This window comes from Bacteroides muris (ex Afrizal et al. 2022) (assembly GCF_004793475.1).
GTDB classification, from domain to species: Bacteria; Bacteroidota; Bacteroidia; order Bacteroidales; family Bacteroidaceae; genus Bacteroides; species Bacteroides muris.
In genome coordinates, this window is sequence record NZ_SRYZ01000011.1 from 22,369 (window position 1) to 36,768 (window position 14,400).

At 48.3% G+C, this 14,400-nt stretch carries 6 protein-coding genes; all 6 read left to right on the forward strand.

The genetic code is table 11. The features are described from left to right. The first annotated feature begins 72 nt into the window (after positions 1–72). Positions 73–4,620: a translocation/assembly module TamB domain-containing protein gene (locus tag E5355_RS06990; RefSeq protein ID WP_136009738.1), complete on the forward strand. Its 4,548-nt coding sequence runs from the start codon at positions 73–75 to the stop codon at positions 4,618–4,620. A 79-nt stretch (positions 4,621–4,699) separates the two neighbouring features. Then, positions 4,700–7,054, forward strand: coding sequence for a BamA/TamA family outer membrane protein (locus E5355_RS06995; protein WP_136009739.1), 2,355 nt, complete (start codon positions 4,700–4,702; stop codon positions 7,052–7,054). 154 nt (positions 7,055–7,208) lie between these two features. Continuing rightward, positions 7,209–8,120: a nucleotidyltransferase family protein gene (locus E5355_RS07000; protein WP_136009740.1), complete on the forward strand. Its 912-nt coding sequence runs from the start codon at positions 7,209–7,211 to the stop codon at positions 8,118–8,120. Between the two features lie 502 nt (positions 8,121–8,622). Continuing rightward, a complete protein-coding gene (locus E5355_RS07010; RefSeq protein WP_136009742.1) occupies positions 8,623–10,584 on the forward strand; it encodes an ABC-F family ATP-binding cassette domain-containing protein in 1,962 nt (653 codons plus the stop codon). Between the two features lie 20 nt (positions 10,585–10,604). Next, positions 10,605–12,641, forward strand: coding sequence for a M13 family metallopeptidase (locus E5355_RS07015; RefSeq protein ID WP_136009743.1), 2,037 nt, complete (start codon positions 10,605–10,607; stop codon positions 12,639–12,641). 160 nt (positions 12,642–12,801) lie between these two features. Then, the gene (gene purH / locus E5355_RS07020) at positions 12,802–14,325 is read left to right on the forward strand and encodes a bifunctional phosphoribosylaminoimidazolecarboxamide formyltransferase/IMP cyclohydrolase (protein ID WP_136009744.1); all 1,524 of its coding nucleotides are present in this window, start codon (positions 12,802–12,804) and stop codon (positions 14,323–14,325) included. Positions 14,326–14,400: the final 75 nt, after the last annotated feature.

Below are 14,400 nucleotides of genomic sequence, written 5' to 3' on the forward strand. Positions count from 1 at the left end.
ATAAGAACTAAATGTCACAAGAAATTGTTTCCTTTGTAGAACTTTTGAATACGATGACTGATTAACGTTCCGATGAAAAGAAAAGGATTTAAAATAGCACTTTGGGCGTTGCTTACTCCTATAACATTATTTATAATACTGATGATATTGCTCTATGTACCTCCCGTACAAAGTTTCATACGGAAGCAAGCTACGGCAATTGCGTCAGATGCTACGGGTATGGATATATCCGTAGAACGGATTGATTTGCGCTTTCCTTTGAATCTGCTGGTTCGTGGTGTACTTGTAGTAGAACCGGCTGACAGCACTGCCGGTGTGCAGCATCCCGATACCTTGTTGAATCTGGAAAGCCTGAATGTACATGTGCAGGCATGGCCTTTGTTTAAAGGAAAAGTGGAGGTAGATGACATTACCTTGAAAAAAGTTGCCGTAAACTCCTCCAATCTGGTGGAAGGCATGCGCATCAAAGGGGTACTGGGGCATTTCTTTCTTGAAAGCCATGGTATAGATCTCACTAAGGAAGATGCTATCCTCAATAACATTGAGTTGAGCGATACCCACGTTCAGGTGATGCTTACCGATACGACCGAGACTCCCAAAGATACCACTGAGACGGCGTTGAACTGGAAAGTGACTCTCCATACCCTGAAATTGAAGAATGTATCGGTCGATTTACAGATGCCGTTGGATTCTATGGGACTGAAAGCCCATATAGGGGATGCAGAGATTGCGGATGCCGCCGCCGATTTGAAGCATCAGTTCTATGGCTGGAGGAAATTCCTGCTGACCGGAACTTCCGTCAATTATGATACCGGCGGCCCGGGAAGTGCGATAGGATTCGACCCCTCGCACATCGCTCTTCGTGACATCCGTCTGGGCATTGACTCTGTGATGTACTACGGCAGGGATATGAACGCCGTTATCCGGGAATTTTCCATGTACGAGCGTTCCGGTTTGAGTGTAACTTCTCTGACCGGTCGGTTGTTTGCCGACTCTACCGTTATCCGTATCCCTTCTTTGAAGTTACTGACACCTCATAGTGAAATGAACCTTACGGCACAGACTTACTGGAAACTGATAAATATGCCTACCATCGGCCGTCTGACAGCCCGTTTCAATGCCCGTATCGGCAAACAGGATGTACTGCTTTTTGCCGGTGGCCTGCCGGAAGCTTTCAAGGAAGCCTACCCGTTCCGTCCGTTGACGATTCATGCCGGTACAGAAGGAAACCTGAAGCAGATGCAGATTTCACGTTTTACGGCCGAGCTGCCCGGAGCTTTTTCGCTGAGTGGAGGAGGAGAGTTTTGGAATCTGACCGACAGTGTAAAACGTAGCGGGAGCATGGACTTTGAAATGCACACACAGAACCTGAACTTCCTGACCGGACTTGCCGACATTGCTCCCGACGGCTCTGTCATCGTGCCGGACAGCATGCACCTTGCGGCATGTGTCGGTGTGGAGGGGGCGCAGTGCACTGCTACCCTGAAGCTGCAAGAGAAGGAGGGCGACTTGAATCTGGATGCTGCCTATAACCTTGCTACGGAGGCCTACCATGCCGACCTTGCCATCAACAACTTGCAGGTGCATCACTTCCTGCCTAAGGACTCTATCTATGCTCTTACGGCAAAGATGTCCGCTAAGGGACAAGGGGTGGATATGGCATCACGAAAGACTGTGGCTGCTTTGAATGCTTCCTTGGAAAAACTACAGTATGGCCATTGGGACATTTCCGGCGTGGATGTGCATGCCGGACTCAAGTCATCCGTTGCTACCGTCCGTCTTGCCAGCGATAATGTTCTTCTCAAGATGCAGGGAAATGCGGATATGCGTCTTGACCGCAGCTATCTGGATGGCGCTTTGGATTTGAATGTGAAAGAGGTAAATCTGCATAAGCTGGGGTTGGTGCCCCGACCGTTGAAACACCCGTTTGCCTTTACAATGGGAGTGGAGGCACGCCATGATTCTCTCAAGTTGAGGCTTGATGCCGGTGACTTGAATCTGCGTTTCCGCGCCCACAGCACGTTGAAGAAGTTGATGGAACAGTCGGATAAATTTGTCTCTATCCTGACAAAGCAGATTGATGAACGGTGTCTGGACCATGCCGCTTTGCGCCAAGTCCTTCCTTCAGCGGGCATGCATCTGGAAGCCGGTAATCAGAATCCCGTCAGTTATTTTCTGGCTGCAAAGGGTATTTCCTATAATGATTTCAAACTGAGTTTCGGGTTTACTCCGCAAGTCGGCATCAACGGGCGTACGGCTGTTCACGGATTGCGCATGGACTCCTTGCAGCTTGATACGATATTTTTTACAGTGAAACAGGATACTGCCCGCATGAAGTTGCAAGGCGGTGTCATAAACGGTCCCAAGAACCCGCAGTTTGTGTTCCGCAGTACTCTGACGGGTGAAGTCCGTAATGAAGATGCGGAGCTGACTGTGGATTATGTGGATGGAAAAGGGCAGACCGGTGTGCTATTCGGTATTAATGCCCGTCCGTTGACCGAAGGACATGGTCGCGGTAATGGTGTGCTGCTGAACCTCGTTCCTGCCGAGCCGATTATTGCTTTCCGTAAATTCCATTTTGAGGACAATTGTAACTGGATTTATTTGCATAAGAATATGCGCGTCTATGCCAATATCGACATGGACAGCGACGACGGTTTGTGCTTCCGCATGCAGTCAAACAAGGATGACACCCTTTCTTTGCAGAACATAAATGTGGAACTGAACCGGTTGCGTTTGGACGAACTGACCGATGTGCTTCCTTATATGCCCCGGCTTACGGGATTGTTCTCTGCCGAAGCAAATTATATACAGACCGCCACTTCCTTGCAGGTGTCTGCCGAAGCTAATGTAGAGAAACTGACCTACGAACGCCAACCGGTTGGAGATATCGGCTTGGGGGCTACCTGGTTACCGGGCGACAAGGATACACACTATCTGAATACCTATTTCACATATGATAATGAAGAGGTGATGACTGCCGACGGTATCCTGAAGCAGAAGAACGGAAAGGATACCCTGGAAGTGTCCACTCGTTTCGAACATTTCCCATTGAAGATGGTCAATGCATTCATCCCTGACCAAATGGTGACTTTTACCGGAGATATTGATGGGGGGCTTTATATTGGCGGTTCGCCGGACAAGCCTCAGATGCATGGTGATATTGCTTTGGACAGCGTGTCGGTCTACGCACGTCAGGCAGGAGCACGTTACTGGTTTGACAACCGTCCGGTACAGGTAAAAGACAACCAGTTGATATTCGATAAGTTTGCCATTTATACCACCAGCAAGAATCCGTTTACGATTGACGGTAAGGTAGATTTCCGGAATATGGAACGTCCTACAGCCAATCTCAATCTGCTGGCCGAAAATTATACCTTGCTGGATGCACCGCGCACCCGCGAGAGCTTGGTTTACGGAAAAGTGTTTGTCGATTTGCGTGCCACGGTGAAGGGGCCGCTTGACGGGCTTGCCATGCGCGGAAACATGAACCTGCTGGGCAATACCAACGTGACGTATGTGTTGACCGACTCTCCTTTGACTGTAGAAGACCGCCTTGACGGACTGGTCACCTTTACCTCGTTTGCCGATACCATGTCGGTGGCGGCAGAAGAGGTGCCGGCCATGTCGTTGGGAGGGTTGGAGATGTACATGTCTGTCCATATAGACGATGCGGTCCGCCTTCGTGCCGACCTGAGTACCGACCGCAGCAAGTATATCGAACTGGAAGGCGGTGGTGACCTGAACATGCAGTATACCCCGCAGGGAGATATGAGCCTTACCGGACGCTACACCCTTTCGGGCGGTGTCATGAAGTATTCGTTGCCCATTATTCCGCTGAAGGAGTTCCAGTTCAATCCCGGCAGCTATGTGGATTGGCGGGGCAATATCATGAATCCTGCTCTGAATCTGAAAGCAACGGAACGTGTACGTTCTTCTGTGTCCGATGGAGATGGGGAAGGTTCGCGAATGGTGAATTTCGATGTTTCCATTTCCATTAAGAACAAGCTTGAATCGCCCGATCTCATTTTCGATATTTCGGCACCCGAAGATGCCGCAGTGGAGAATGAGTTGCAAGCCATGGGTGCAGAGGAACGCAGTAAGCAGGCCATTGCCATGCTTGCCACAGGCATCTATCTGAATAGTGGTGCCAAAGGAGGAGGATTGACGATGGGAGCTGCCTTGAACTCTGTGCTTCAGAGCCAGATAAATTCTTTGGCGGGAGGCATAAAGGGCGCTAATATCAGCGTGGGTGTGGAAGACCGCACCTCTTCTGAAACAGGCGACACGCAGAAAGATTTCAGCTTCCGTTATTCCCAGCGTTTCTTCAACGACCGCGTGCAGATTGTCATCGGTGGTAAGGTATCTACCGGTGCCAATGCCACGAACAATGCGGAGTCGTTCATCGACAATATATCGTTGGAATACCGCCTTGATGCTTCGGGCACCCGTTATGTCCGGGTATTCCATAATAAAAATTATGAAAGCATACTTGATGGCGAGATAACCGAGACGGGTGTCGGCCTTGTATTGCGCCGGAAGATGGACCGGTTGGGTGAACTCTTCATCTTTAAAAAGAAGGGGATAAAGGAGCGGGAAAACGGGTTGAAGAGGGAGTGAGTTGACAAAGCAGAAAGTATTCATCTTCTTTCCCTCCTTGCATCTTCATCAGCTTGAAACTTAATATGAAGCAAATGATATGAAACGATTGATATTGCATGTTGCAGGATTGATTTTTCTGGCGGGTTGCTCTACTACGAAGCACTTGCCCGAAGGAGAAATACTCTATACCGGCCAGAAGCCGATGGTGGTATTGAATCGCAGTGAAACCCCCGTTGGCGAGATTGCTATGGAAGAGGTGGAGGCGGCTCTTGCCACGGCGCCCAATAATTCTTTGTTGGGAAGTTCCAGAATCCGTTATCCCTTTCCTTTCGGACTGTGGATTTACAATGGTTTCCAGAAATACGAGAAAGGGTTGGGCAAGTGGATATTCAATAAGTTTGCCGCCACTCCGGTACTTATGTCCACAGTGAATCCTGATATTCGCCAAAAGGCGGCTGTCAACTTGCTGCGCGATTATGGCTATTTCAATGGAAGCGTCAGCTACAAGACATTTGCAGACCCGAAGGATTCCTTGAAAGCCAAACTGCAGTATACAGTAGATATGCGTAATCCTTATTTTATAGATACGGTATATTATCGTGGTTTTAACCAGCGCACCACCCGCATCATGGAATTGGGGCGTCGACGTTCCCTTATCAGTCCGGGAGAACAATTCAATGTGGCTGATTTGGATGGGGAGCGTACCCGTATCAGCACCTTGCTGCGTAATGTGGGCTGTTATTATTTCCGTCCCGACTACTTGACCTATCAGGCAGATACCATGATGGTTCCTAATGGGCATGTCCAGATGCGCTTGATTCCCGTTCCCGGTATGCCAACGGTAGCCGAGAGGCAGTTCCGTGTGGGGCGTAAATCCGTATATCTTCTTGGAAAACAGGGGCAGGAGCCCAATGACAGCATGGATTATAAAGGCTTGACCATACACTACTATAACAAACCTCCGGTACGTCCCAACATGCTTTACCGTTGGCTGAACTATCAAGGTTATCGGCGGAAACGTCAGATACAGGACAGTGCGGGTATTGCCCGCCAGCGTTCCGTGCAGAGCTTGTATAGTCTGTATCGGCAAACCCGTATTCAGGAACGACTGGCAAGTGTCGGCATCTTCCGTTATGCCGAAATGCAGTATATACCGCGTGATACGGCATTTGTGTCCGATACATTAGATGTGAAAGTCATTGCCGCTCTTGATAAGCCATACGATGCCGAATTGGATTTTAATGTCACCATGAAGAGCAATAACCAGACCGGACCGGGTGCTGCCTTTACCGTGACCAGGAACAATGTCTTCGGTGGCGGCGAAAGCTGGAATGTGAAGCTGAACGCTTCGTATGAATGGCAGACGGGCAAGGAGAGCTCTTCCTTGATGAACAGTTATGAACTGGGCATTTCCTCCTCGCTTGTCTTTCCGCGCGTGGTGTTTCCTCGGATGGGTGACCGTGAATATGATTTTCCTGCCACTACGACATTCCGTTTGTATGCCAATCAGGTGAATCGTGCCAAATATTATAAATTGCTGGCTTTTGGCGGTAACGTCACTTACGACTTCCAACCCAAAGCCACTTCCAGGCACAGTATAACTCCTTTCAGACTGACGTTTAATGTACTGCGCAATCCTACGGCTGCTTTTGATGCGTTGCGTGCCCAGAATCCGGCTCTCTATGTCAGTTTGCGCGACCAGTTTATACCAGCTATGGAGTATACCTATACTTATGACAATGCTTCTGTGCGTCGCAAGCGCAATCCCATTTGGTGGCAGACCACTGTCGTATCGGCCGGTAATCTGACTTCGGCTGTTTACCGCATGTTCGGCAAGCCGTTCGGCGAGGAGGGAAAGAAGCTTTTCGGTGTGCCTTTCGCACAGTTCCTGAAGCTGAATTCGGAATTCAGGTATCATTACCGTATAGACAAGAATCAGATGATAGCCTCGCGCATTGCGGGAGGAGTGATATGGTCGTACGGAAACGCTACGACTGCCCCTTATACAGAACAGTTCTATATCGGTGGTGCCAATAGTGTGCGTGCTTTCTCTGCGCGCAGCATAGGCCCGGGTGGCTATCCTCCCGAGAAGAACAGGAAGTATACCTATATTAACCATGTAGGCGATATCCGCATGGAAGCCAATGTAGAGTATCGCTTCCGTATGATTGCGGATTTGCACGGGGCTGTGTTTCTGGATGCCGGCAATGTATGGCTGATGCGCAAGGACGAAAGTCGCCCGAACGGTGAGTTTACCCTGAAGAACTTCCCGAAACAGATTGCTTTGGGCACGGGATTCGGCTTGCGTTACGATTTGGACTTCCTTGTTTTCCGTCTGGATTTGGGTATCGGACTGCATAATCCGTATGATACCGGAAAGTCGGGATATTACAATATTCCTAAGTTCAAAGACGGACTGGCTGTGCACTTTGCCATCGGTTATCCGTTCTGATTGTTTGTGAAGAAGTTGATTTTTCATAAAATGCGCGTTTTTGTACAGTTGAGGCTAAAGAATGAACTGAAACTTCCTTCTGCCAGTCATAAATTTTTGTACATTTGCAATCGTTATCAAACGTGATACACTAACCTTTTTAAATATAACTGATATGAAACCAACTTTATTCTTATTGGCAGCCGGTATGGGTAGCCGTTACGGTGGCTTGAAACAATTGGACGGACTGGGTCCCAATGGCGAAACTATTATGGATTATTCTATCTACGATGCTATCAATGCCGGTTTCGGCAAGCTCGTTTTTGTTATCCGTAAGGATTTTGAGCAGGATTTCCGTGATAAAATCATTTCTAAATACGAAGGTCATATTCCATGCGAACTGGTGTTCCAGTCTATCGACAACCTTCCCGAAGGCTTCACTTGTCCCGAAGGACGTACCAAACCTTGGGGAACCAATCATGCTGTGATGATGGGTGCCGATGTGATAAAGGAACCGTTTGCCGTTATCAATTGTGATGATTTCTATGGCCGCGACTCTTTTCAGGTAATGGGCAAATTCCTGTCTTCCCTTCCCGAAGGTTCCAAGAATGTGTATTCCATGGTAGGATTCCGCATTGGCAACACGTTGAGTGAAAGCGGTACCGTATCCCGCGGTTTGTGCGGAACGGATGCAAACAATCTGTTGACTTCCGTAGTGGAACGTACCAAGATTCAACGTATGGACGGCGAAGTGAAGTACATCGACGATAACGGCGAATGGACTGCTACTCCCGAGACTACTCCGGTCAGCATGAATTTCTGGGGCTTTACTCCCGATTATTTTGCTTACAGTGCAGAATTTTTCAAGAGTTTCTTGAGCGACCCGAAGAACATGGAGAACCTGAAGAGCGAATTCTTCATCCCGCTGATGGTGGATAAGCTGATTAACGACGGCACTGCTACCTGCGAAGTGCTCGATACGACCAGCAAGTGGTTTGGTGTGACTTATCCTGAAGACCGTCAGAGCGTGGTCGACAAGATTCAGGCTCTGGTGGATGCAGGCGAATATCCTGCAAAGTTGTTCTAAAAGTAAGATAGAAGGATAACCTGATTCGCGATTTGCGTTAATTTATAGGACAGAAGAGCAAAAGGACAAATATGGGGAAGGCGTTTTGCCGGAGCTGTGTTTGTTCTTTTGTTCTTCTGTCTTTTTTGTTTTTGTCTTCCATGCTTCCATTCTTTTGCCAGCTTGTTGGCACAGTTTTGCCTCCTTGTTGGCAAGGCCTTGTCATCAGCTTGGCAAAGTCTTGCCATTACTTTGGCAAAACCGTGTCGGTGCTATGTCTATGCCTTGGCAAGGTATTCTCTGATTACCATGACTTTTTCATTTTTAATAAATATGAACGAGGAGCCGCGGATACGGAAAGCAGGTGACTCAGGTTGCGGTGTGGGGCTGATGCTGGTGCTGGTGGTGTGCGAGGAAGTGTGATATACTATTGTAGGAATTGCCGGCATTTTCTCCGTTTTATCTTTATATACCGTTGAAAATCGCTACCTTTGCAGCTCTTAACGATAAATTCATTGACACTATGATATCTGTAGAAGGACTGAAGGTAGAATTTAATGCCACTCCTCTGTTCGAAGACGTCTCTTATGTTATCAATAAGAAAGACCGTATAGCTCTTGTCGGCAAGAATGGTGCCGGTAAGTCCACCATGCTCAAGATATTGGCTGGCATTCAGCAGCCCACTGCCGGTGTTGTTGCCGTTCCCCGCGAATGTACTATCGGGTATTTGCCCCAAGTGATGATACTCAGTGACGAGCGTACTGTGATGCAGGAGGCCGAACTTGCCTTCGAGCATATTTTTGAGATGCAGGCTGATATTGAGCGTATGAACCTGCAACTTGCCGAACGTACCGACTACGACAGCGAGGATTACCAGAAACTGATTGACCGCTTCACCAACGAAAATGAACGTTTCCTGATGATGGGTGGTACCAACTACCGTGCCGAGATAGAGCGCACGCTTCAGGGGCTGGGCTTCAGCCGCGAGGACTTCGACCGCTCTACAAGCGAATTCTCCGGTGGTTGGCGCATGCGTATAGAACTTGCCAAACTGTTGCTTCGCCGTCCGGATGTGTTGCTGCTCGACGAGCCCACCAACCACCTTGATATCGAAAGTATCCAGTGGTTGGAGAACTTTCTTTCCACCCGTGCCAATGCGGTGGTGCTTGTCAGCCACGACCGTGCCTTTTTGAACAACGTCACTACGCGTACCATCGAAATAACTTGTGGACGCATTTACGACTATAAAGTGAAATATGATGAGTTCGTGGTGCTTCGCAAGGAGCGTCGGGAGCAGCAACTGCGTGCTTACGAGAATCAGCAGAAGCAGATACAAGATACGGAAGACTTTATCGAACGCTTCCGGTACAAGGCTACCAAAGCAGTGCAGGTGCAAAGTCGCATCAAGCAGCTTGAAAAGATAGAACGTATCGAGGTGGATGAAGAAGACAACTCCTCTTTGCGCCTGAAGTTCGTTTGCAGTAGTCGTAGCGGTAATTATCCTGTTATCTGCGAGGATATGGAGAAATCCTACGGTGAGCACGTTATTTTCCATGATGTGAACTTGACCATCAACCGAGGAGAGAAGGTTGCTTTTGTCGGCAAGAATGGCGAAGGTAAGTCTACGCTTGTAAAGTGTATTATGGGTGAGATTACGGATTATACCGGAAAACTTACACTGGGACATAATGTGCAGATTGGATATTTTGCCCAGAACCAGGCACAACTCTTGGATGAGAACTTGACTGTATTCGATACGATTGACCGCGTGGCCGTAGGGGATGTCCGTCTCAAAATCCGTGATATTCTGGGTGCTTTCATGTTCGGCGGTGAGGCTTCGGATAAAAAGGTGAAAGTGCTCAGCGGTGGAGAGCGCACCCGGCTTGCCATGATAAAACTGCTGTTGGAACCGGTGAATTTTCTGATTCTCGACGAACCGACGAATCATCTTGACATGCGCTCCAAAGATGTGCTGAAGGAGGCTATTCGCGATTTTGACGGTACTGTGATAATAGTCAGTCATGACCGTGATTTCTTGGACGGACTTGCGACTAAAGTGTACGAGTTCGGTGGCGGACTGGTGAAGGAACATCTGGGAGGAATTTATGATTTCCTGCAAAAGAAGCAGATAGAGAGTCTGAATGAGTTACAGAAATCCCCTTCACTTTCCACTTCGCCCACTGCCGGAAAGGCGGCATCGGGCAGTGTCGGTGCAGAATCGGCCCAACCCTCGGCAACCAAACTCTCTTACGAGGAGCAGAAGGAGTTTAACAAGAAACTTAAGAAACTGGAACGCCGCGTTGCCGATTGTGAAGCGGAGATAGAGCAGACGGAGGCTGCCATTGCTATTCTTGAGGCCAGGATGGCTACACCGGAAGGCGCTTCGGACATGTCGCTTTATGAGCAGCACCAAAAACTGAAAGAGCAGCTTGACCGTGCGATGGAAGAGTGGGACGCGGCTACTGTAGAGTTGGAGAATCACTAACTGTTATATTTTATATATTTATGAAAGCAAATCATTTGTTACCTATTGCAGCGTTCTGTCTGATGACGGCATCCTGCAACACCGGCAAGCAGCAGGCTGAACTTACAGCAGGCATCCAGCTCGCCAATCTTGACACGACGGCTCTACCCGGAACTGACTTTTACCAATACGCATGTGGCGGTTGGATGAAGAACAATCCGATTCCTGCTGAGTACTCACAGTACGGCTCTTTCACTATCCTTGCAGAAAACAACCGTAAGCAGATTCAAGGACTGATTGAAGAACTTGCCGCCACCCAGCACGAAGCCGGTAGTGTGGCACAAAAAATCGGTGACTTGTACAAAATCGTAATGGACAGCGTGAAGCTGAACAAGGACGGTGTAGCCCCCATCAAGGCTGAACTTGACCAGCTGGCTGCTTTGAAGGACAAGAAGGAGCTTTATGCTTTGCTGGGCGATATGCAGAAGAAAGGTATCATCGCCTACAACGTGCTGTATGTTGGCGCTGACGAAATGAACAGTAGCATGAATGCTGTACAGACCTATCAGACCGGGCTGAGCATGGGCGAACGCGAATACTATCTGGAAAACGATGAGGCTACTGCTAAAATTCGTGATGCTTTCCGCGCGCATGTACAGAAGATGTATCGATTGGCCGGTTTTGACGAGGCTACTGCCAAGAAAGGTATGGAGGTGGTGATGGATGTGGAAACATGTCTTGCCAAGGCTTTCCGCTCTCGTACGGAGTTGCGTGACCCGCATGCCAATTATAACAAAATGAGCATGGAGGAGCTGGAACAGAATTATCCTACTTTCGATTGGAATGCTTATTTGTCTGCCATGGGATTGAAGGATGTGAAGGAAATTATCGTAGGCCAGCCTGCTTCGCTGAAAGCTGCTGCCGATATTCTGGATACGTTGCCTATTGAACAGCAGAGCCTTTATCTGCAATGGAAATTGATTGATTCTGCCGCAAGCTTGCTGAACGATGCTATGGCAGAACAGAACTTCGACTTCTACAGCCGCACCATGAGCGGTACACAAGAGATGCAGCCCCGCTGGAAGAGAGCGGTAAGCACTGTAAGCAGTGCGCTGGGTGAAGCTGTAGGTCAGATGTACGTGGAGAAATATTTCCCTGCTGCTGCCAAGGAACGTATGGTTACTTTGGTGAAGAACTTGCAGGAAAGCCTGGGCGAACGTATCAAGAACCTTGCCTGGATGGGTGATTCTACCAAGGTGAAAGCTCTGGAAAAACTGGCTACCTTCCATGTGAAGATTGGTTATCCCGACACTTGGAAAGACTACTCCACGCTGGAAATCAAGGACGATTCTTATTGGGCAAACATGGAGCGTGCCAATGAGTGGGACCATGCCCAAATGATAGCCAAGGCCGGAAAGCCGGTGGATAAGGACGAGTGGCTGATGACTCCGCAGACTGTCAACGCTTATTACAACCCCACTACCAATGAAATCTGTTTCCCCGCCGGTATCCTGCAATATCCTTTCTTCGATATGAATGCAGATGACGCCTTTAACTACGGTGCCATCGGTGTGGTAATCGGTCATGAAATGACTCATGGATTCGATGACCAAGGCCGCCAGTACGACAAGGACGGTAACCTGAAAGACTGGTGGACTGCTGAAGACGCCAAGAACTTTGACGAACGTGCCCAGGTGATGGTAAACTTCTTCGATAGCATCGAGGTTGCTCCGGGCGTATATGCCAACGGACGCATGACATTGGGTGAGAATATTGCCGACCACGGTGGCCTGCAGGTTGCTTATCAGGCATTCAAGAAAGCTACGGCTACCAATTCGTTGCCGGTGTTGGATGGTTTCACTCCCGAACAGCGTTTCTTCCTGGCATACGCAGGTGTATGGGGCAACAATATCCGTCCCGAAGAAGTGCTGAACCGCACAAAAAGTGATGTGCACTCATTGGGCGAATGGCGTGTAAACGGTGCACTGCCGCAAATAGGTGCTTGGTATGAGGCATTTAATGTGACAGAAAAAGACCCGATGTTCTTGCCTGTAGAAAAACGTGTATCTATTTGGTAAACCAACAAAATAGCCCTTAAAAAAAGGCGGCAGACTGGAAACAGATGCCGCCTTTTTTAATTATACCTAATTTATTGTGTATGAATGTATGTATGAATAAACAAAATTTGTAACTTTGCACATCAAATACTAATATACGCATACTTTAATACGCAAATCCATGTCTGAAACAAAAAGAATCAAAACAGCTCTGGTATCAGTTTACCATAAGGAAGGTTTGGACGAAATCATTACCAAACTGCATGAAGAAGGTGTAGAGTTCCTCTCAACCGGTGGAACCCGTCAGTTTATAGAATCCCTGGGTTATCCCTGCAAGGCAGTGGAAGACCTGACTACATACCCTTCCATTTTGGGTGGACGCGTGAAGACTTTGCATCCGAAGGTTTTCGGAGGCATCCTTTGCCGCCGTGGACTGGAGCAGGATATGCAACAGATTGAAAAATATGAAATCCCCGAAATAGACCTCGTCATCGTTGACCTCTATCCGTTTGAGGCTACAGTTGCCAGTGGTGCCGAAGAACCGGCCATCATCGAAAAGATTGATATAGGTGGTATCTCCCTGATTCGTGCTGCTGCCAAGAACTACAATGATGTGGTTATCATCGCTTCGCAGGCACAATATCAGCCGTTCCGTGACATGCTGATGGAACACGGGGCCACTACTACCATCGAAGAGCGTCGTTGGTTTGCCAAAGAGGCGTTCGGAGTGTCTTCACACTATGATTCTGCCATCTTCAACTATTTTGATGGCGAGGAAAGTTCCGCTTTCCGTTGTTCTGCCAACAGCCAGAAGACTTTACGCTACGGTGAGAATCCGCACCAGAAAGGTTATTTCTATGGCAATATTGATGCTATGTTCGACCAGATTCACGGTAAGGAAATCTCTTATAACAACCTGCTCGACATCAATGCTGCCGTTGACTTGATTGATGAATTCAAAGATACTACTTTCGCTATCCTGAAACATAACAATGCCTGCGGGTTGGCTTCACGTCCCACTGTACTGGAAGCATGGAACGATGCGCTTGCCGGTGACCCGGTATCTGCTTTCGGTGGTGTACTCATCACGAACAGTGTGATAGACAAGACTGCCGCCGAAGAAATCAATAAAATTTTCTTTGAGGTGATTATTGCTCCCGATTATGATGTGGATGCGTTGGAAATTCTCGGTCAGAAGAAGAACCGTATTATCTTGGTTCGCAAGTCGGCAGCTCTGCCTAAGAAGCAGTTCCGCTCTCTGCTGAACGGTGTATTGGTTCAGGACCGCGACCTTAAGGTGGAAACTCCTGAAGAGTTGAAGACTGTAACCACAAAAGCTCCCACAGCCCAAGAAATTGAAGACATGCTCTTTGCAAACAAAATTGTGAAGAACAGTAAGTCGAATGCTATTGTGCTGGCAAAAGGCAAGCAACTGTTGGCAAGCGGTGTAGGTCAGACCAGCCGTGTGGATGCTTTGAAGCAGGCTATCGAGAAAGCCAAGAACTTTGGTTTCGACCTGAATGGTGCAGTAATGGCGAGTGACGCGTTCTTCCCCTTCCCGGATTGTGTGGAGATTGCCGGTAACGAGGGAGTAACTGCTGTCATCCAGCCGGGTGGGAGTATCAAGGATGAACTCTCGTTTGAATATTGCAACGAACATGGTATTGCCATGGTAATTACCGGATTCCGTCATTTTAAGCACTAATTCGGATTTACGATTTGACGATTTACGATTTACGATTGAAGTTACATCGTAAGTCTGAATCTCAAATTGTAAACA